An 18,748-nucleotide genomic window follows, 5' to 3' on the forward strand; every position below is an offset into this window, starting at 1 on the left:
GGGGGGCGAGGGAATCAGTCGGTGACTTTGCCGCGCAGATTTTTCACCTGCCCGCGGCGGGACTTTTCCTGCAGACGTTTTTCCTTGGCGCCTTTGCTGGGCTTGGTCGGCTTGCGCTTGCGCGGCACCACCAGAACACTCTGGATGATTTGCTGCAGGCGCTTGAGGGCCTCATCGCGGTTGCGCTCCTGGGTACGGTGTTGCTGGGCCTTAAGGACGATGACACCCTCTTGGGTGATGCGCTGATCCTTGAGGGCGAGCAGACGCTCCTTGATGGGGTCGGGCAGGGATGAGGCGCGGATGTCGAAACGTAGGTGAATAGCGCTTGCCACCTTGTTGACGTTTTGACCGCCGGCACCCTGGGCGGGAATCGCAGTCATCTCGATTTCATGCGCGGGGATGGCGATTTGTTTGGAAATGCGTAGCATGGTTGGGGAAAACCTTTAAATCATTGGACTTGATGGACTGAGTGGACTTGGTGGAAAAACACACTTCTCTGTCCACACAGTCCACCGAGTCCACACAGTCCACTCAAATCAGGCGCACTCCGAATAGCCGCAGGCGTGACAGACGCTGCAACCGCCTTCGTGCTCGACGGGCCCGCCGCATTCCGGGCAAGCTCCCCCGGCGGTGTTGACGGAGATGCCTGTTTCGCCATCTTGCAGCATGTGCATCTGAATCGCCTTGGCCACCGCATCGGCGCAACTGGTAATGCGGTTGTCGCCAAACCCGGCGGGTTTGTGACAGGTGATGCCGATCATCTGCTTGACGGCTTGACGCGCCTGTACCCCTGAGCGCCAGGCCAGGGATACCAGGCGACCGATAGCTTCACACTGGCTGGCCGCGCATCCGCCGGCCTTGCCCATGGTGGTGAACAACTCGAACAACCCCTGATTGTCCTCATTGATCGTGACATAAAGAGGCCCACAGCCGGTCTCCATCTGATAGGTGGAACCGCGCAGGGCGCGAGGGCGGTCGCGTTTGCGCCCTGATTTATGGCTCTCCATGGGCACGACTTCTTTTTTTTCTTCCTTCTTCGCCATTGAGAGCACCTGCATGTCGCGCGAGCCGTCGCGATAGATGGTGACGCCTTTGCATCCTGACTGATAAGCCAGGCGATAGACGGTGGACACATCGTCGCGGGTGGCGGTGTTGCAGAAGTTGACGGTCTTGGAGACCGCGTTATCGGTGTGTTTCTGAAAGGCCGCCTGCATGCGGATGTGATCTTCCGGCAAAATGTCATGGGAGGTGACGAACACGCGCCGCACATCCTCGGGTATTTCGGGGATGTCCGCAATGGTACCGTGCTCGGCAATGAGTTTCATCAGTTCGGGGGAGTAGAAGCCGCGTTCCTTGGCGACCTTTTCGAAAAGGGGATTGACTTCGACAAGGATGTCGTTGTCCAGCACCTGACGCACGTAGCTCACCGCGAACAGGGGTTCGATGCCGCTGGAGGAGCTGGCGATGATGGAGATGGTGCCGGTCGGCGCAATCGTCGTGCAGGTGGCGTTGCGCATGGGGCGTGCGCCGGGACGGTCATAAATACTGCCCTTGAAGTTGGGAAAAGCCCCGCGTTCTGCGGCCAGGTCCATGGAGGCTTCGTGGGCTCGATCGTTGATGAATTTCATCATTTTCTCGCCGAGCTGTACCGCCTGCGGGCTGTTGTAGGGGATGTCGAGCAAAATCAGCATATCCGCCCAGCCCATGACACCCAGGCCGATTTTGCGGTTGGCGCGCGTCATCTCGTCGATGAGGGCCAGGGGATACTTGTTGACCTCGATGACGTTGTCGAGAAAACGGGTACCAAGTTTCACCGTCTCGCCCAGCTTGTCCCAGTCGATCTCGTCGCCGTCAAGCATGGTCGCCAGGTTGATGGAGCCGAGGTTGCACGATTCGTAGGGCAGCAGCGGCTGCTCTCCGCACGGATTGGTGCTCTCAATTTCGCCCACCAGAGGGGTGGGATTATCGCGATTGAGACGGTCGAGAAAGATAATGCCCGGTTCGCCATTGGTCCAGGCAAGTTCGACGATGTGTTCGAAGACTTTACGCGCCGAAAGCTTTTTAACCGGTTTGCCGTCGCGGGGGTTGCACAGATCGTATTCGGCATCCCTTTCCACGGCGTCCATGAAGGCTTCGGTCATACCAACGGAAATGTTGAAGTTGGTAAGCACCGTCTGGTCGCGTTTGCACATGATGAAATCCATGATGTCGGGATGATCGATCCGCAGGATTCCCATGTTGGCGCCGCGCCGGGTGCCGCCTTGTTTGATGGTTTCGGTGGCCGCGTCAAACACCTTCATGAAGGACAGAGGGCCGGAAGACACGCCGGTGGTGGATGCGACGACATCATTGGCCGGGCGGATGCGCGAAAAGGAAAACCCCGTGCCGCCGCCACTTTTGTGAATCAGCGCAGTGTTTTTGATCGCCTCGAAAATACTCTCCATGGAATCGTCTACCGGCAACACAAAGCAGGCGGAAAGCTGCCCGAGTTCGCGACCGGCGTTCATCAGAGTCGGTGAATTTGGCAAAAATTCAAGGGAGGTCATCATGCGATAGAATTTTTCTTCCAACGCTGCCGGATCCTGGCCGGTTTCGAACCGGGTTTCCGCCGAAGCGATGGTTTGAGCGACACGGCGAAACATATCTTCGGGAGATTCCAGAATTTTGCCCTCCGGATCGCGGCGCAGATAGCGGCGCTCCAGCACGGTGCGGGCATTTGGCGTCAGGGGTAGGGAGCTGGATGTTTTGGTTTTTTTCATAAGGTTTCCTTTTTTGCGCATTATTTTGCCCGGACATCTGCTGGCGGGATTTTTTTGACATGAGGCCAGGATATCTATATCTTGGTGTGACGAAGAATATAAACCACAACATATCGCGACTGTCAAGGTCGAATTAAGGCACTTTACCCCACTGGGCCGGGTTGGCAACGCAGCTATTTCAGTCACTGTTCAGCATGCACCGCGGCACTCAACCGCTACGTCCTGGGCGCGATCGGGTATTTCCGTTGAGTCGTTCCCTATTTTATTATTACGCCTTTTCTGGGAGATCAGGGGTCGAGCGTGCGATTCGATTGAGGTGTTGCAGCTCGTTAAAGTCCTGATGTATCGTTTGAGGAAAGAAGATTTGTAGCGCAGTTAATTATCACCCGGTCCTTTTTTGCGGCTCCGGGGATCAGGAAAGCTGACGGGATTTCATGGCCGGAGAAAAAATACTGATTGTCGACGATGAGCAGGGCATGCGCCGCTTGCTCGATCGGGTTCTGAGTCGCGAAGGTTATGAAACAATCGCGGTCGCCGGCGGGGATGAGGCTTTGAGAGAGTTGGGGACCGGCGGGGTGGATCTGGCGCTGGTGGACATTCAGATGCCGGGAATGACCGGGCTGGAGTTGCTGGAGCGGATCAAAGCTTTTGACCCTGCCTTTCCAACCATCATGATTACCGCTTACGGCACCGTTGAAAGCGCCGTGAAGGCCTTGCGGGCCGGCGCCTATGACTATATCACCAAGCCCTTTGAAACCGACGAAATCAAGTTGACGGTGGCCAAAGCCTTCGAGCGCGAACGGCTCCTGGCCGAAAACCGTTATCTGCACGAAGAATTGGCTCAGCGTTACCGGTTTACTGGCGTCATCAGCGAGTCGGCGCGCATGCAGGAGGTCTTTGACATGGCCTCTTCGGTTGCGGCGAGCAACGCCAATGTGCTGATCACCGGTGAAAGCGGCACGGGCAAAGAGCTTATGGCGCGTTCCATTCATTCCAGTTCTCCGCGCAAGGATAAACCCTTTGTCGTGCTCAATTGCGCTGCGCTTTCCGAAGGAGTTCTGGAGAGCGAGCTTTTCGGACATGAAAAGGGTGCATTCACCGGGGCGCTCGGCACCCGCAAGGGGCGTTTTGAACTCGCCCATGAAGGCACCTTGTTCATCGACGAAGTCGGCGAAATGAGTCTCAATGCCCAGGTCAAATTGCTACGGGTCATTCAGGAGCATGAGTTCGAGCGGGTGGGCGGCACGCGGACCATTCGTACCGATGTGCGTATCGTGGCCGCAACCAACAAAAATCTTGAAGATGAGGTGCGTGCCGGCCGTTTCCGCGAAGACCTTTACTATCGTCTCAACGTGGTCAATCTTCATGTTCCGCCTCTGCGCGAGCGGCGTGAAGACATCGAGTCCCTGGCCCGCCATTTTCTGATGAAGTTTGCCGCCGAAATGGGCAAGCCCATCTCTGATCTTTCCCCGCGGGCGCATTCCTGTCTGCTTGCTTATGATTGGCCCGGCAATGTGCGCGAATTGCAGAATGCTATGGAGCGGGCCGTAGTCATGGCCCGTGGCGCGGTAATCACACCCCGGGATTTGCCTCAGGGTTTACAGGATCAGGATGAGATCTGCCTTAAAGTGCCGGAGCGCGGCGGTAGCCTGACAGAGCTTCTCGAAGATCTCGAGCGTCAACTCATTGTCCAGACCTTGCGCCGCGAGCAGGGTTCGCAGACTCGGGCGGCCGAGGTGCTGGGAACCAAACGCACCACTCTGCGGTATAAAATGGAGAAATACGGTCTTTTGGAGCGAGGTGAGTGACGAAAAACCGTCTTTTTTGGACATTCTGAGCGAAGCCCTTCATTCTTTGTAAATGCGCAGCCTGCGCCGCAGACCGCGGAGGCTGAGCAAGGGCGCAGGGCCGAATACCTATCACCCTGCGCTGGTATGGGGCTTGCTGTCCATATGGCGAGCTGAGTGGTTCGATTTGTGGTCACTGTTCCGCATGCACCCCGGACCTTGTCGGTATCTTTTGCCATCTGATTTGTTTGGAGCCAGGCTACGTATGAAAATTTTTCGCCTTTTACCCCCTGCCGGCCTGCTGCTTGTGCTGGTCTCGGTTCTTTGGTTGGGATCCGGTGCTTTCAGCGCAGCTCAGGCGTGCTACGGCCCCAAAATCTTTATCGGGGTCGGTACGGATGTGCAGGAGCGGGTATTCTACGAAGTCGTTTCGCTCTACGTTAAGGAAAAGACCGGCGTCGAAACCGTTGCGGTTGCCCTTGAGGATGATGCGCCTGTGGAGGCGTTGGGCAAAAATCGCGTGGATATGGCTTTCGTACCTGAGGATGTCGGCGAATATACCTCTCTGGTTACCGCGGTCGGATCCCTTCTTCTGATTTCTGACCGCCGTCCCCTGGACGACCTTCAGTTTACCACCGTGGCCCCGGCTCTGCGGCGTCTCGACGGGCTCTTGACGCCTGAGCTGTTCACGGAGCTGGTCGCCCAGGTCAGAGCGGGTGAGCCTCCGGCTGCCGCCGCGCGGGCTTTACTCATGCGCCATCGGTGGATTTGAGCCATGCCCAACCTAGCCCTTTTGCTTTTGTTGAGTTCTGTCCTTCTTCTTAGCGCCTGTGCCCCGGCCGTTTCTCCCGCCGGACGTGCCCCGACCGAGATTCCCACTGTCGAGGAACTCGACGCTCTGCCCCAGTTGATGGGCGTTCTCAGCACGGATCTGGTCGTCGAAGGGCGCGTGGTGCTCTCTGACGATCTGCTTGTGCCTGCCGGTGTGACCCTGGTTCTGCGTCCCGGCACAACCGTCTACGTGGTTCCGACGCACAGCACCAAAATCGAACCGGAGTGGCTTTCGGCCGCTACCGAATTACTGGTGCGCGGCACCATCCGCAGCGAGGGCAGTTCAGCCGATCCGGTTTCCTTCGTGCCTCTGCCTCTTTCCGGGGGAGGCGATTATGTGTGGTCTGGGCTGCTGCTCGACGGCGCCGTCGACAGCCTCATCCGCCATACCCGCATCGAAGGGGCGGAGCAAGGGGTGCTGTGTGTCAATTCTTCGCCGCAAATAAGCGACAATCATATCCTCGGTTGCCGCTACGGCATTGTCGCCCAGGCGGATAGTGCGCCGATGATTCTCGACAACCTCATCGAAAACGGCGAGGCGGGGGTGTTCTGCTGGCGCCGCTCCCATCCTCTGATTCAGGGCAACAGGATTTTCGGTCACAATGAAGAGGGGTTGTTTGTGGATCAGAGCAGTCGGCCAAGGTTGCACGACAACCTTATTCGCGGCAACGGCATCGGCCTGGCCCTGTATCCCGATGGACCTTTGGCAGCCGTCGATCAGGCCCGGGACAACGGCGAAAATCTGCGTCTGCTGGGCGTGCCCGGAGGCCGGCCATGAGATGGCTTCTGCTGTTAATGCTGGTTTTTCTGCCCGGATCCGCTCTTGCGGAACTGGTGTATCGCGGGATGGACACTCTGTGGCAGGACACTGTCTGGGAAGGCGAAGTCCTCATTGATGGCGTTCTGACCGTTGCAGCCGGCGTGACACTGGAAATCCGCCCCGGAACCCAGGTGCGTTTCACCTCCATGGATAGCAACAACGACGGCATCGGTGAACATGAAATTTTTATCCAGGGGCGCCTGAAGGCCGTTGGAACCGCTACTGAGCCCATTTTGTTCACTTCCAGTGATGCCCACCCGCGCCCCGGCAGTTGGGGCGCCATCAACATGATGCTTGCCGAAGAGGAAGAGACTCTGCTGGAGCATTGCATCATCGAATATGCCTACCGCGGATTTCACGCACATTTCTCCCGCGCCCGGGTCAGCGATTCAGTGTTTCGTCACAATATGCGTGGCTTTCAGTTTCAGGAATCGACGGTTGCCATCGAGCGCTGTCATCTGGAAGACAACGTCAATGGGTTGCAATTCCGCGATTCCACCGTGTTGCTCAAGGATACCCTGGTACGCGGTAGCTTCTGGGGCGTCCGTTGTGTCTACAGCGAGGTCGATCTGGAAGGGTGCCGCATTGAAAACAACCTGATCAACGGAATCAATCTGCGCGATTCCACCCTCAGGGCGAGGGGCAATTTGATCGCAGGCAATCGCCGCGGCCTTTATCTGCAGCGCTCACAAGGCGAGGTGCAGGGCAATCTGGTGGTGGACAATAGCGAACATGGCATCTTTCTTGAAGATTCTGAAGTGCTGGTGAGGGAGAACCGCATCGTTGACAATGGTCGTTCCGGGGTGCGCTGGCTCAATGCCCAGGGACGATTGGAAGGCAATCATATCGAGGGCAATGGCCTGTATGCTGTGAGCAATGAGGGCGATACGCCCCTGCCGGCACCGGGCAACTGGTGGGGCACTGCCGATGCCGAGGTGATCGCCCTCATGATACGTGACGCGACGCGCGGTACAGGAATGGGATTGGTGTCTATCGATGGGCCCCTGGAGGGCGTCCCCGCACTGAAGCTGCCTGATTTGTTCGACATATCCAAATAGACGAAGGAATACGATGAAGTATGGTGTTTTTTCCGGCCGCGGTTCGGCCATGAAGGGCGCGGCTTTATTGCTGGGGCTGATTCTGCTGCTGGTTTTAGGCGGCTGTGAGCCTCGCCCCTCCTCTGGGCCCGTGCTGCGCATTGGCTATATGAATTGCAACAGCGAGGAGGAGACTCTGGCCCGCTTCTTGCCTCTGACCCGTTATCTGGAAAAGGAACTGGGGGTGCGCTTTGAGGCCATTCCTGTCGATACCCAGGACTTTGTCGAGCGCTACGAGCAGGGGGAGTTCGATTTTACCCACACCAACGCCATCCTCTACATCATTTTACACAAGGAGCAGGATCTCGAACTGCTTGCCGCTGGACAGCGCGGGCATTTCGGAACGCACACGGCCGGCGCCCTGGTTTCGCGCCGCGGCAGCGGTATCGAAACTCTCGAGGATATTCGCGGTAAGCGCCTGATTTTTGGGCCGCAAATGGCCCTGACCGGGTACGCCGCGCAGTACGATCTGATGCTCAAGGCCGGTATTGATCCGGAGTTGGATCTGGCCATGTGGTCCATACCCCATGGCTCTTTCAAGCACGAAAAACTGGTATATGCGGCCTGGTTCGAGGCCTACGATGTGGCCGCCGCGCCGGTGCTTGATCTTGAAATAATGGTGGCCGAAGGCAAAATCGAGGCGGACGACTTCACCATCCTGGCGCAAAGCGAGATTTTTCCCTATTGCACCTTCGGCGCTGCGCCCTGGGTCGATCCCAAGCTGGTGGCGGATTTTCGTCGCGCGTTGCTCAAGCTTACGCCGGAGGATACGGTAGACATGGATGGCGAACGTCTCAAAATTCTCAAGGCCGCTTTTTACGATGGTTTCGAGCAACTTCTCGACAGTGATTACGACGTTGCCCGTGATTTACTACGGCGGGTCAACATGCCGCCTTATCAGGAGTTTTAAGGATGCGGTTAAGCGACTGGCATGATCGGGTGCATCTGGTGGGTTTGGCGGCGGTGCTCGCGGCCCTGGGCTGGCTAATTCTGGTCGGGGCGCCGACGGATTCCGCGGCGCGTGCCGACAGTGGCGTCGAGCGGGCCATGGAGCGCCAAATGGCCTATCAGGCTCGGGTGGCTTTTCTGGAGCAGGTTTATGGGCCTGTCGAGGAACTGCGCCGCGAGGGGAAATCCCAGCAGGCACTGCTCATGCTTGAACAGCTTAACCGTAATTACGCCGGTGAGGCCCATGGTTTTATTCTGCAGGGAATGATTCTTCACGAAATGGGGGTTCTGGATCGGGCCGCGGCAAGTTTTGTGCGCGGTCTGCGCATCAATGGCGATTATGTGGATCAGCGCAGCCCCCTGACACGGCGCGCGCAGATACAGGCGCTGGTGGACGAAGGACATGACCGGCTTGCCGCACGTGCCCGCGCCAATCCCGACAACCCGTCGATTGTTGCTGCGCTGCGCAACGTCTACTATCTGCAAAGTCGCCTTGCCGGCGGTTGCGAATAGGGTGCGCCTTATGTGGAGGCAGCGCGAAATCTGGATGGTCATGGCCGCCAGCCTGAGTCTCGGTCTGTTCGGCGTATTACTTGTGGTCTGGGGCAATCCCGAAAACTCAGGCATCTGCGTCTCCTGTTTTCTGGAAAACAGCGCCGGCGCCCTGGGACTGCATGGCAATGAGCGGATGCAGTACCTGCGTCCCGAGCTTATCGGTTTTGTTTTGGGTGCGACCGGGAGTTCCCTCTTCTTTCGTGAATTTCGTTCGCGCGGCGGAACCTCTCCCATGGGCCGCTTGGTGGCCGGGTTCTTTTTGATTGTCGGTTGCGCGGTCTTTATCGGTTGCCCCATCAAGCTGTTCCTGCGCCTGACCGCTGGCGACCTAACCGCTCTTTTGGCCCTGGGCGGCCTTGGCGCCGGGGTCTGGATCGGCCTGCGCGGTCTGTCCGCGGGGGTGCATTTTGGTGCCTCAACGCCGCAAAGAGGCGGTGCAGGCCTGGTGGTGCCGGCCCTGTTCGCGCTGTTGCTGGTATTCCTGGTGGTCAAGCCGTCCTTCGTGCTCTTTTCCGATCGCGGCAGTGCCGCCGAGCACGCACCCCTGTTGCTGTCCCTTGGCGCCGGGCTGCTGCTCGGGGCCTTGGCTCAGCGCAGTCGCTTCTGCATTACCGGGGGGTTGCGCGATGGCATGTTGCTTGGGCTGCGGGCGCCCCTCTTATGGGGATTGCTGGCCTTCGTTCTTGCCGCCGCTCTGGCCAATTTGTCCATTGGCCGCTTCGAGCCCGGTTTCTATGGTCAGCCGGGAGCGCATTTGGATCATGTCTGGAGTTTTCTCGGGATGCTGCTGGTCGGCTGGATTTCGGCGCTTATCGGCGGCTGCCCCTTTCGCCAACTGGTTAAGTCGGGGGAAGGAGATACGGATGCCGGCATGGTGGTGTTCGGAATGCTGATTGGGGCCGCCGTGGTGCAGGGTTGGGGACTGGCCGGCACGGCCGCCGGTGTTCCCTTTTACGGTAAGGTTGCGGTGCTCGTAGGTCTGGGGCTGGTGCTTTTGACCGGCCTGGTGATGCGCGAGCGAACCGTCTGAAAATCATCGAACAAGAGGACATGTCTTGAAACGACCCAAGCGCAATCCGCAAATCGTCTGGCGCCATGAACAGCGCCGTGAAGAAGAAGTGCTCAAGGCGCAAGAACGCGGAGAGGCCGTGGACGAGCGCGGCACGGTGATCCTGATTGTTTCCGGGACCATGCATCAACTCAACCTGGTCGGGGGGCATATCTGGAGTTTATGCGACGGCAGTCGCGGCATCGATGGAGTGATCGATGCCCTGGCAGGAGAATTCGCGGTGGAGCGCGACGAACTGGCCGACGATGTTGTCGATTTTATTTCCGACCTTGAGAAACGAGGGTGGCTGGAATATGTCTGATGCCTTTACCGATTTGTTTTCGGCCCCTTTGACTTTCAACTGGACGTTGTCCTTTCGCTGCAACTTTGTGTGCGCCCATTGTTACAGCCGCTACGAAGAGGGTGAGGAGCTGTCCACCGCCGATCTGCGTCGCATCGTCGACGTTCTGGCCCTCAAGCAGGTGCCGTTTATCAATTTCGGCGGAGGTGAGCCCCTGCTGCGTTCCGACCTTTGCGAGCTAGCCGCCTATGCTCGCTCCCAGGGGCTTAACGTCTCCATGAACTCCAACGGTTGGCTACTCGATGGTGTGGCCGCAGAGAATCTGCAGCGCGCCGGATTTTCCACCGTCGGTATCAGTATCGACAGTCATCGTGCTGACCTGCACGATGATTTTCGCTGCCAACCCGGATCCTTTGACCGTGCCGTGGCGGCCCTCGATCATCTGCGCGCCGCCGGGATTAAAACGACCATGAGTTCGGTGATTTCGCGCATTAACTTCAAAAATTTTCGCGCGCTGCTCGATCTAGCCCGCGAACATGGAGTGTCGCAGGTTTATCTGCATAATTTCAAGTGCAGCGGCAAGGGTTTCGAAAATCGCCAGGAGCTTGATCTGACCCCTGATGAATGGCGTGACTTTTATCTGGAGGCCCTGGCGGTTAAAAACGAACAGAGTGAGCCGGCCATCTCTTTTGACGATCCGGTCATTGCGTCCTTGCCTCAGTATCCTCGCGAAAACTCTTTGGTAAAAGGAAGCTCTTGTGGTAAACTTTCGCTACACTTGCGCCCTAATGGAGACATCACGCCCTGCGGTTTTATTCCCTTGGTCGTGGGAAACATACTGCGCGATGATTTTGATGAAATCTGGTTCAATTCCCCGGTTTTGAACCGCATGCGCAACAAGACGGCCAAGGGCAAGTGCGGAGGGTGCGATGCCTTCGCGGATTGTTTGGGCGGATGTACCGCGCGGGCCTTGGCGGTAAACGGCGACTTTGACGAGCCCGACCCGCACTGCTGGAAATGATTCGAGTTCGGTAAATATTCAGCCGAAACATCGGATAGTGGCGCACCCTGCGGCGCATGCTGAACAGTTACTTAGGTTTCTCATATGCTTTTCCGGGTGGTCCGGAGAAAGCCATAAGCCAGGCCCTGAGAAGGGTGAACACGCAAAACAGCCAGAAAGGGGAGACATTATGAAAAAGTACATGAAGCCTCGGGTGGTCGGTTCTTCCAACGTCCATCCCTGCTGAAAAGGGTCTGGGGGGCAGGGAACTGCCCCCCAACTTTTTGTCCGATGCCGGACGTCGCTTCTTCCCCCGAGTTTCCGTATGCTTCCCATCGTATCTTATGAGTCTTGACCTCCTCGATGCCCCGTTGCGGGTGACCTGGGATGTTTACCAGCCCGGATTCCACCTTTCCCGCGAAGACCTGTTGATCATTGCCGAGCGTCTGCTTGAGGGCGGCGTGTTTTTCGTCTGGCTCGATGGTTCGCCTGTACAGCATGCCGACATTCATGAGCTTGTCTCTTGCCTTGCCCAAGGCTGTCAGGTTTCGCTGACACTCAAACCTTCCCGTCAGGATTTCTCACGTTTGGCTGCCGGATGGCCGGTGCATGCTTTGTTTCTCGATGTCAGCGGCCTTGGCGAGGATGATTTTTCCATCGTCGACGAGGCGGTTAGGACAGTGCGCGCCCTGGGCTATGCGCCTGCCATGCTCTTGCGACCTTCCAGGGCGAACCTTGCTCAGCTTCCCCTGGTGGCGCACTGGTGTCGAAGCCTTGAGGTCGGTCGTTTGAAGTTGCCCAACATGCCGGTTTCCAGCCATAGTGAAAGTCCTGAACAGGAAGATCTGCCCGGCCCCCGGGATGTGGACGAATTGCGCCGTCGGATCGGCGGGGATGCCGATGCCTTGCGCAAAGACCTCGACCTTGAAATTCACGATCTCTTTATCTGGGAAATTCTTTTTCCGGCCGGGCATCAGGGGCGCGGCGAATTCGGCGGTTGTCAAGCCGCCAACAGCCTGGGGCATGTCGCGATAAACGGTGATCTGTACCCCTGCTCGTCCTGGCCTTTGGCTTTGGGATCGCTGCTGCGTGCACCCCTCACCGATCTCTGGCAAAGCCCTTTGCGTATGGACGTGCGTTCCGCGATCTCCCGGTTGCCCGCGGCCTGTGGCGGTTGTCGCGATCTGCCGCTGTGTTTGGGCGGCTGCCGCGGGTTGGCCGAAATTTTCGCGCGGCACAGCGAGGGGCGCGACCTGATGTGCCGTGGACCGCGCTGATCTGCTTTTGCCCGAGGATTCAGGAATTATCTGCCATGGCCATTTATCTTGACAACGCCGCCACTTCATATCCCAAGCCCCAAGAGGTCGGACAAGCGGTCGCCGAAGCCCTGCGAGATGTCGGGGCAAACCCCGGTCGTGGTGGACATCAACTGGTTTTAGAGGCGAGCCGCGTGGTTTTTGAGGCGCGCGAGGCAGCAGCCGAGATCATAGGCGCGCCTGACGCAACCCGCATTGCGTTTACCGCCAATGCCACCGAGGCCATCAATATCGGCCTGTTCGGGCTGCTCAAACCGGGCGATCGGGTGGTGACCTCGACCATGGAGCACAACGCGGTGATTCGCCCCTTGCGTGCTCTGCAGGAGCGCGGCGTGAAGGTGATCAAAGTTGACGCCGATGCACGCGGCCGCGTTCACCCCGAGGATATTCGGCGCGCCTGTGCGGAAAAAACCGCGATGGTGATTCTGTCCCATTGTTCCAACGTCACCGGCACGCTTCAGCCGATTGAGGAGATCGGTCCCTGGTGCCGGCGCGAAGGTATCCTTTTCTTTGTCGATGCCGCGCAAAGCGCCGGGGTGTTTGCCCTCCAGGTTGTGGATATGGGCATCGATCTGCTTGCCGTGCCGGGACACAAGGGCCTTCTCGGCCCGCAAGGCACGGGATTTTTGTATGTGCGGGAAGGGCTGAATCCAACCCCGCTGATTTATGGGGGCACCGGCGGCAATTCCAACTCCGAGCTGGCGCCCGAGCAGATGCCTGAGCGTTTGGAAGCCGGCACTCTCAATACGCCCGGATTGGCCGGTTTGACCGCCGGCATCCGCTTTCTTCAGCGCGAGGGGCCGGCTGACATTCGTGCTCACGAGGCTGAGCTGATGACGGAATTGATAACCGGGCTGCAAGGGATTCCCGGCATCAGGCTTTACGGTCCCCGCGAACCTCTATGTCATGGTGCGGTGCTGTCGCTGACCATCGAGGGACGTGACCCCGCGGAAATCGGGTTTCTTCTTGATCGCGAACACGGAGTTTTGACGCGGGTCGGCCTGCACTGCGCTCCCGATGCCCATCGCACCATCGGCAGTTATCCCCGAGGCACCGTGCGCCTGAGCCCCGGGTATTTCAACACCCTGGAAGAGATGCGCTTCGTCGTCTGTGCGGTGGCCTCTCTGGCTGCTCATCCGGGGTCCTGAAAAGTATCATTTACACAAGGAGTTCACTTTCATGAAGCTTCTGCACCGCCTGTTGCCGGCCCTTGTGTTTTTCACTTTGGTTTTGTCCGGATGTTCTCTGCCGCCGGAAAACCCCTTGTCGCGGCAGGATCTTGCACGCACCAATATCTATCGACTCTACCAGATTGAAGAATCTCCCGAGGCGGTGCTCAATGCGCTCAATCGTCAGGGAGAGGTTGTTCTTGAAGGGCATTACCGGCAGCGACCGGTCTACATCAAGCTGCTCTCCACCAGTGAGGGGATTGAAGTCTCTCACTACAACCGCTGAGACGCGCAATGATCAAACATCTTTTGCATGCACTGCAGGCCGCGGCGCAATTGGGCATTGCGACTGAATGGTCACCCTCTTTCAACTTTTACGTATGAGATGAGATCCCGATGAAAAAAATCTACATTCTTGATACCAACGTCCTGCTGCACGACCCCGAGGCGCTGTTCAAGTTCGAAGACAATGATGTCGTGGTGCCGATTACCGTAATTGAAGAAATCGACCGTTTCAAAAAAGATCAGAATGAAACCGGGCGCAACGCGCGCCATATTTCGCGGATTCTCGACGGCATGCGCGCCAAGCACCGTCTGACCGAAGGAGTCCCCCTGGATACGGGCGGCTCTCTCAAGGTCGAGATTTATCGTGAGGAGTTTATTCGCAAGCTGCCCCCGGAACTGCAGAACGATCGCGGCGATAATCGTATCTTAGCCGTGGCCATGCAGTTGAAGGAGCAGTGCGACTGCCGCGTGGTTTTCGTCACCAAGGACACCAACCTGCGCATCAAATCCGATGCCCTGGGCCTGGCCGCCGAGGATTTTGAATCAGATAAGGTCTCCATCGACGAACTCTACTCCGGAACCGCACAGGCGATGCTGAGCAAGGAGGAGGTCGACACCTTCTACGGTCAGGGTTTTCTCGATTTGTCCGGCGAGTATCTGCCCAATCAGTTCTTGACCCTGGTCGATGAGGCCAATCCCTCGCATACTGCCATCGGTCGCTACAACAAGGCTCAGCAGAAGGTGCTTCCCCTGCTGCGCCCGCCCAAAGACGGTCTGTGGGGCATTCATGCGCGCAATCGCGAACAGCAGTTTGCCTTTGACCTGCTGCTCAATGAGGATATTCAGCTGGTGACTCTGGTGGGCAAGGCCGGCACCGGCAAGACCCTGCTGGCCATCGCCGCCGGCCTGCACAAAGTTTCCGACGAGGGCAGTTATGCGCGCTTGCTGGTGTCACGGCCGGTCTTTCCCATGGGTAAGGATCTGGGTTTTCTGCCCGGCGATATCGAAGAAAAGCTGGCACCCTGGATGCAGCCTATTTTTGACAACGTCGAACTGCTGCTCGGCAATGTCGATGAGCGCGGCAAGCGCAAGCGCGGTTACAAAGAACTGGTCGATCTGGGTTTCCTCGAAATCGAGGCGCTCACTTACATCCGTGGTCGCTCCATCCCGCGCCAGTACCTTATCGTCGACGAGGCTCAGAACCTCACGCCCCATGAGATCAAAACCATCGTCACCCGCGCCGGCGAAGGCACCAAGATCGTGCTCACCGGCGACCCCTATCAGATCGACAATCCTTATGTGGATTCCTCCAGCAATGGCCTGAGCTATCTGGTAGAGAAATTCAAGGGGCAAGAGCTGTCCGGCCATGTTATTCTGAGCAAGGGCGAACGTTCCCCGCTTGCCGAACTGGCCGCAAACCTCTTGTAGCAACGTTGGTCTACGTCCCTTGTCCCTGGTTTTTCGTTTTTAGACCAAGGACAAAGGACCAAGGACAAAGGACAGGATTTTCCCCTTATGCTTTTACTTTGCCTTGAATCCTCCTGTGATGAAACCGCCGCGGCGGTCGTGCGTGACGGTCGCGAGGTGCTGTCCAACATCATTGCCTCACAGGTCGATGTCCATGCGCGCTATGGTGGGGTGGTTCCCGAACTGGCCTCGCGTAAACACCTTGAGGCGATGCCGGTGGTGATCGAAGATGCCTTGGAGCGTGCCGGGATCGGCATCGAGGCCATTGAGGGGATTGCCGTGACGCGCGGTCCCGGACTCGTTGGTGCCCTTCTGGTGGCGTTGGCCACGGGCAAAGCCCTGGCCTTTGCCCGCGATATTCCCTGGGTTGGCGTTCATCATATCGAAGGCCATGCCCTGGCCATTCAGCTGGAGCAGGAGGTGACCTATCCCTTTGTTGCCCTGATCGTTTCCGGCGGACACACCCACCTGTATCTGGTCGAAGGGGTAGGGCACTATCGCATTCTGGGGCGCACCCTCGATGATGCGGCCGGTGAAGCTTACGACAAGGTAGCCAAGCTGCTCGGGCTCGGCTACCCTGGCGGCGCCGTGGTCGATCGACTGGCCGCTGAAGGCGATCCCGAGTCAATTGTCTTTCCCCGGCCGTTGTTGCATCAGGATAATCTCGACTTCAGCTTCAGCGGCATCAAGACGGCGGTTCTTAATTATGTGAAGAAACAATCCTCGGAAATCAGCGGCAGCCATCTCAATGATCTGGCCGCGGGTTTTCAACGCGCCGCCGTTGAGGTGCTGACCGCCAAGTCCCTGCGGGCGTTAAAAGCAACGGGGCTGCGGCGACTGGTCGTGGCCGGCGGGGTAGCCTGCAATCGCGGTCTGCGTCAATCCCTGCAACAGGCCGCAAGGGAGGGGGAGTTCGAGGTCTTTTTCCCCACGCCCCTGCTGTGCACCGATAATGCTGCTATGCTTGCGGTCGCAGCCGATGCCTATCTGTCTCAGGGGCATCGTTCCGCCCTTGATCTCAACGCTCTGGCCGGCTGGCCTCTTGACCGGGCGGGCGATGAGTTTTTGTTTTCCTCGATCTAAGCAAATAGCGGTAACGACTGTTCTATGTGGCAGCGCCTGGCTCTAATTCGACAGTTTAAGCTCAATTTCATTCGCCTTCTGCGTGCTCGCGGAACGGCGGATGAAATCGCCAAGGGCCTGGCTCTGGGTGTTTTCATCGGTATGACGCCAACCTTTGGCGTGCAGATGATTATTGCCGTGTTTGTCGCCATTCTGCTGCGCGAAAATAAAATTGCCGCGGCCGCCGGTGTCTGGGTAACCAATCCTTTTACGGCTCCCTTTATTTATGCCCTGGGTTACGAAACCGGGCGGCTGCTGCTGGGCATGGACAGGGTCGCTCTGGTGCGCGAATTCAACTACGAAGCCGTCAAAAGATTTGGCTGGGATCTGTTCTTGCCTCTGACGGTCGGCGGCATTGTTCTGGGAGTTTTGTGCGGAGTGATCACTTATGCATTGACGGTGCGTGCCATTCCCGTGGTCAAAACCTGGCGGGTTCCGCGCTGGCCGCGGCCGCGGCGGCGGAAGGATAAATGATGAAGGAAGAACATCGGCCGCGTAAGCGTTTCGGTCAGAACTTTCTGCGCGACGTCTCGGTGATTGAACGCATTCTTCAGGCTGCGCAACTCGATGAGCAGAGTCGTGTGCTTGAAATTGGTCCAGGCCTCGGGGCCTTGACTGATCGACTGCTGGGCTTGGCCGGACAGGTGAAGGTCATGGAAGTCGACCGGGATCTGGTGGCCAGACTGGAAGAGCGTCGCCACCCCCGTCTTGAAATCCACGTCGGCGATGCGTTGCTTTTACCTTGGGAGGAGCTGCTGAGCGAGCCGCCCTATACCCTGGTGGCCAATTTGCCTTACAACATTTCCAGCCAGGTCTTGTTCCGCATCCTTGACCATCGGCATCTGTTTTCGCGCCTGGTCCTGATGTTTCAAAAGGAGGTCGGTGACCGCCTGTGCGCCGGTCCCGGCACCAGTGCCTACGGTATTTTGTCCGTGCTTTGCCCCCTTTGGTTCGATGTGCGGCGCGTGGTACTGGTCCGTCCCGGAGCTTTTTTCCCGCCGCCCAAAGTGGATTCGGTGGTTTTAGCTTTCGACGCCCTGCCCGGACCCCGTGTACCGGTCGCCGATGAAGCGTTTTTCCGGCGGGTTGTGAAGGCCGCCTTCGCCCAGCGTCGCAAGACCCTGCGCAACACCCTCAAGGCTGCGGGTTTTGCCGAAGCCGATCTGCTCGCTGCGCTCGAGGTCTGCGCCATCAATCCCCAGGCGCGGGGTGAAACCCTGTCCCTTGAGCAGTTCGCGCAACTCGCTGCGGCTTTGCAGAAATAAATTTCGTGTCAAAGGAGAAATAACATTGGAAACCGTCGCCAAAGTCAACGGCCGCCCCGTCAGCCGCAACGAACTCGACAGCACCATGCAGGTCTATGCGCAACAGATGCACCATAAGAATACCGATCAGCTATCCGTGGACCAGTTTCAGGAAGTTTACGATATGGCACTGGAAAAGCTGATTGCCCGGGCGCTGATTTTTCAGGCAGCCTTGGCGGCGGGTATCGTTGCTTCTGAAGCCAGGGTCGAGGAAGAGAAAAACCAGCTCATTGCCCAATTTTCCGACGAGAATGAGTTCTTCGCTAAATTGGAAAAAGCCGGTATGAGTCCCGAATTTTACCACCGCATGGTCCGCGAGGATCTTACCGTCAATCTGATGACCGCCGAAAAAATGAAGGAGCTTCCCGAACCTCAAGCCACGGAGATTGAGGAAATCTACAAACGCTATCCGCAAAAAATGGTCGATCCGGAAAAGGTGCATGCGCGGCACATCCTGGTTGCCGCCCAGAGCGATGAACGCGAGACGGCCTTGGAGCGCATCGGCCGCATCAAACAGGAGGCGACCGCGGCCGAATTCGAACGCTTGGCGCGTGAGCATTCTGATTGTCCGAGTGCACAAGCCGGCGGTGATCTCGGCTATTTCGCCCGGGGCCAGATGGTGGATTCTTTCGAGGACGCCGCCTTCACCCAGGAGCCGGGCCAAGTTGGGGAAATTGTAGAAACTCCCTATGGCTTTCACTTGATTCTGGTGTTGGATAAAACCCCGGAGCGGCGTCTTAGCCTTGAAGAGGCCGAAACGCGTCTGCGCAATTTTCTCAAAGAAGAAGCAGGAGTGAAACTGCTTAAAAACTGGGTCGATGAATTGCGCACCCACGCCGATGTCGAAATCTTTTCCTGATTCCTGCGGAGCCCTCGTTCCGCGGGGGCTCTTTTCCTTCAGTGGTTGCCGCTTGCCAAAGCTTTTCCCATCTTCTATTC

General features: G+C 57.8%; 19 protein-coding genes. 17 read left to right on the forward strand and 2 right to left on the reverse strand.

From position 1 onward, the window contains the following. Positions 1 to 14 precede the first annotated feature (14 nt). Together arfB and GFER_RS14515 are read right to left on the reverse strand one after the other, a co-directional pair. Entirely contained in the window at positions 15 to 428 is a 414-nt protein-coding gene (gene arfB, locus GFER_RS14510) for an alternative ribosome rescue aminoacyl-tRNA hydrolase ArfB (RefSeq protein ID WP_040100587.1), read from the reverse strand. Between the two features lie 108 nt (positions 429 to 536). Continuing rightward, complete coding sequence (locus GFER_RS14515) at positions 537 to 2,759, reverse strand: vitamin B12-dependent ribonucleotide reductase (protein ID WP_040100588.1); 2,223 nt, start codon at positions 2,757 to 2,759, stop codon at positions 537 to 539. Positions 2,760 to 3,193: 434 nt separating this feature from the next. On the opposite strand from GFER_RS14515, the gene GFER_RS14520 reads away from it, so the two are divergent. The 17 genes from GFER_RS14520 (at position 3,194) to GFER_RS17910 (ending at position 18,668) form a co-directional block, all read left to right on the forward strand. Further along, on the forward strand, positions 3,194 to 4,567 hold the full coding sequence (locus GFER_RS14520) for a sigma-54-dependent transcriptional regulator (protein ID WP_040100589.1): 1,374 nt from the start codon (positions 3,194 to 3,196) through the stop codon (positions 4,565 to 4,567). Positions 4,568 to 4,811: 244 nt separating this feature from the next. Continuing rightward, positions 4,812 to 5,318 (forward strand): hypothetical protein, encoded by a 507-nt coding sequence (locus GFER_RS14525; protein WP_040100590.1) that lies wholly within the window; start codon positions 4,812 to 4,814, stop codon positions 5,316 to 5,318. Between the two features lie 3 nt (positions 5,319 to 5,321). Continuing rightward, entirely contained in the window at positions 5,322 to 6,155 is an 834-nt protein-coding gene (locus tag GFER_RS14530; protein ID WP_040100591.1) for a NosD domain-containing protein, read from the forward strand. Further along, positions 6,152 to 7,255 carry a right-handed parallel beta-helix repeat-containing protein gene (locus GFER_RS14535; RefSeq protein ID WP_052446454.1) on the forward strand — a complete coding sequence of 368 codons (1,104 nt, stop codon included), beginning with the start codon at positions 6,152 to 6,154 and terminating at the stop codon, positions 7,253 to 7,255. Before GFER_RS14530 ends, GFER_RS14535 begins: the two co-directional genes overlap by 4 nt. A 13-nt stretch (positions 7,256 to 7,268) precedes the next feature. Further along, positions 7,269 to 8,204, forward strand: a complete 936-nt coding sequence (locus GFER_RS14540; protein WP_235264103.1) for a phosphate/phosphite/phosphonate ABC transporter substrate-binding protein — start codon at positions 7,269 to 7,271, stop codon at positions 8,202 to 8,204. A 2-nt stretch (positions 8,205 to 8,206) separates the two neighbouring features. Continuing rightward, a complete protein-coding gene (locus GFER_RS14545) occupies positions 8,207 to 8,755 on the forward strand; it encodes a hypothetical protein (RefSeq protein ID WP_040100592.1) in 549 nt (182 codons plus the stop codon). A gap of 10 nt (positions 8,756 to 8,765) precedes the next feature. Next, entirely contained in the window at positions 8,766 to 9,827 is a 1,062-nt protein-coding gene (gene yedE, locus GFER_RS14550) for a YedE family putative selenium transporter (protein ID WP_040100593.1), read from the forward strand. A 25-nt stretch (positions 9,828 to 9,852) separates the two neighbouring features. Next, entirely contained in the window at positions 9,853 to 10,167 is a 315-nt protein-coding gene (gene pqqD, locus GFER_RS14555; protein ID WP_040100594.1) for a pyrroloquinoline quinone biosynthesis peptide chaperone PqqD, read from the forward strand. Next, a complete protein-coding gene (locus GFER_RS14560) occupies positions 10,160 to 11,167 on the forward strand; it encodes a GeoRSP system radical SAM/SPASM protein (RefSeq protein WP_040100595.1) in 1,008 nt (335 codons plus the stop codon). Before pqqD ends, GFER_RS14560 begins: the two co-directional genes overlap by 8 nt. 323 nt (positions 11,168 to 11,490) lie before the next feature. Next, positions 11,491 to 12,423, forward strand: coding sequence for an SPASM domain-containing protein (locus GFER_RS14565; RefSeq protein ID WP_040100596.1), 933 nt, complete (start codon positions 11,491 to 11,493; stop codon positions 12,421 to 12,423). A gap of 35 nt (positions 12,424 to 12,458) precedes the next feature. Further along, entirely contained in the window at positions 12,459 to 13,610 is a 1,152-nt protein-coding gene (locus GFER_RS14570; protein WP_040100597.1) for an aminotransferase class V-fold PLP-dependent enzyme, read from the forward strand. Positions 13,611 to 13,641: 31 nt separating this feature from the next. After that, positions 13,642 to 13,917 carry a hypothetical protein gene (locus GFER_RS14575; RefSeq protein WP_052446455.1) on the forward strand — a complete coding sequence of 92 codons (276 nt, stop codon included), beginning with the start codon at positions 13,642 to 13,644 and terminating at the stop codon, positions 13,915 to 13,917. Between the two features lie 110 nt (positions 13,918 to 14,027). Then, entirely contained in the window at positions 14,028 to 15,344 is a 1,317-nt protein-coding gene (locus tag GFER_RS14580) for a PhoH family protein (protein ID WP_040100598.1), read from the forward strand. Positions 15,345 to 15,431: 87 nt separating this feature from the next. Beyond that, positions 15,432 to 16,466, forward strand: a complete 1,035-nt coding sequence (tsaD, locus tag GFER_RS14585; RefSeq protein ID WP_040100599.1) for a tRNA (adenosine(37)-N6)-threonylcarbamoyltransferase complex transferase subunit TsaD — start codon at positions 15,432 to 15,434, stop codon at positions 16,464 to 16,466. A gap of 24 nt (positions 16,467 to 16,490) precedes the next feature. Further along, positions 16,491 to 16,979: a DUF2062 domain-containing protein gene (locus GFER_RS14590; RefSeq protein ID WP_040100600.1), complete on the forward strand. Its 489-nt coding sequence runs from the start codon at positions 16,491 to 16,493 to the stop codon at positions 16,977 to 16,979. Further along, positions 16,976 to 17,770, forward strand: a complete 795-nt coding sequence (rsmA, locus tag GFER_RS14595) for a 16S rRNA (adenine(1518)-N(6)/adenine(1519)-N(6))-dimethyltransferase RsmA (protein ID WP_040100601.1) — start codon at positions 16,976 to 16,978, stop codon at positions 17,768 to 17,770. Before GFER_RS14590 ends, rsmA begins: the two co-directional genes overlap by 4 nt. A 25-nt stretch (positions 17,771 to 17,795) precedes the next feature. Continuing rightward, positions 17,796 to 18,668, forward strand: coding sequence for a peptidylprolyl isomerase (locus GFER_RS17910; protein ID WP_052446456.1), 873 nt, complete (start codon positions 17,796 to 17,798; stop codon positions 18,666 to 18,668). The last annotated feature ends 80 nt before the right edge of the window (positions 18,669 to 18,748 follow it).

It is taken from the genome of Geoalkalibacter ferrihydriticus DSM 17813, assembly GCF_000820505.1.
Taxonomy (GTDB): Bacteria; Desulfobacterota; Desulfuromonadia; order Desulfuromonadales; family Geoalkalibacteraceae; genus Geoalkalibacter; species Geoalkalibacter ferrihydriticus.

What these genes read in the sequence shown, in the direction of transcription:
- arfB (WP_040100587.1), bottom strand. Translation starts at nt 428, where the DNA reads ATGCTACGCATTTCCAAACAAATCGCCATCCCCGCGCATGAAATCGAG.
- GFER_RS14515 (WP_040100588.1), bottom strand. Translation starts at nt 2,759, where the DNA reads ATGAAAAAAACCAAAACATCCAGCTCCCTACCCCTGACGCCAAATGCC.
- GFER_RS14520 (WP_040100589.1), top strand. Translation starts at nt 3,194, where the DNA reads ATGGCCGGAGAAAAAATACTGATTGTCGACGATGAGCAGGGCATGCGC.
- GFER_RS14525 (WP_040100590.1), top strand. Translation starts at nt 4,812, where the DNA reads ATGAAAATTTTTCGCCTTTTACCCCCTGCCGGCCTGCTGCTTGTGCTG.
- GFER_RS14530 (WP_040100591.1), top strand. Translation starts at nt 5,322, where the DNA reads ATGCCCAACCTAGCCCTTTTGCTTTTGTTGAGTTCTGTCCTTCTTCTT.
- GFER_RS14535 (WP_052446454.1), top strand. Translation starts at nt 6,152, where the DNA reads ATGAGATGGCTTCTGCTGTTAATGCTGGTTTTTCTGCCCGGATCCGCT.
- GFER_RS14540 (WP_235264103.1), top strand. Translation starts at nt 7,269, where the DNA reads ATGAAGTATGGTGTTTTTTCCGGCCGCGGTTCGGCCATGAAGGGCGCG.
- GFER_RS14545 (WP_040100592.1), top strand. Translation starts at nt 8,207, where the DNA reads ATGCGGTTAAGCGACTGGCATGATCGGGTGCATCTGGTGGGTTTGGCG.
- yedE (WP_040100593.1), top strand. Translation starts at nt 8,766, where the DNA reads ATGTGGAGGCAGCGCGAAATCTGGATGGTCATGGCCGCCAGCCTGAGT.
- GFER_RS14560 (WP_040100595.1), top strand. Translation starts at nt 10,160, where the DNA reads ATGTCTGATGCCTTTACCGATTTGTTTTCGGCCCCTTTGACTTTCAAC.
- GFER_RS14565 (WP_040100596.1), top strand. Translation starts at nt 11,491, where the DNA reads ATGAGTCTTGACCTCCTCGATGCCCCGTTGCGGGTGACCTGGGATGTT.
- GFER_RS14570 (WP_040100597.1), top strand. Translation starts at nt 12,459, where the DNA reads ATGGCCATTTATCTTGACAACGCCGCCACTTCATATCCCAAGCCCCAA.
- GFER_RS14575 (WP_052446455.1), top strand. Translation starts at nt 13,642, where the DNA reads ATGAAGCTTCTGCACCGCCTGTTGCCGGCCCTTGTGTTTTTCACTTTG.
- GFER_RS14580 (WP_040100598.1), top strand. Translation starts at nt 14,028, where the DNA reads ATGAAAAAAATCTACATTCTTGATACCAACGTCCTGCTGCACGACCCC.
- tsaD (WP_040100599.1), top strand. Translation starts at nt 15,432, where the DNA reads ATGCTTTTACTTTGCCTTGAATCCTCCTGTGATGAAACCGCCGCGGCG.
- GFER_RS14590 (WP_040100600.1), top strand. Translation starts at nt 16,491, where the DNA reads ATGTGGCAGCGCCTGGCTCTAATTCGACAGTTTAAGCTCAATTTCATT.
- rsmA (WP_040100601.1), top strand. Translation starts at nt 16,976, where the DNA reads ATGATGAAGGAAGAACATCGGCCGCGTAAGCGTTTCGGTCAGAACTTT.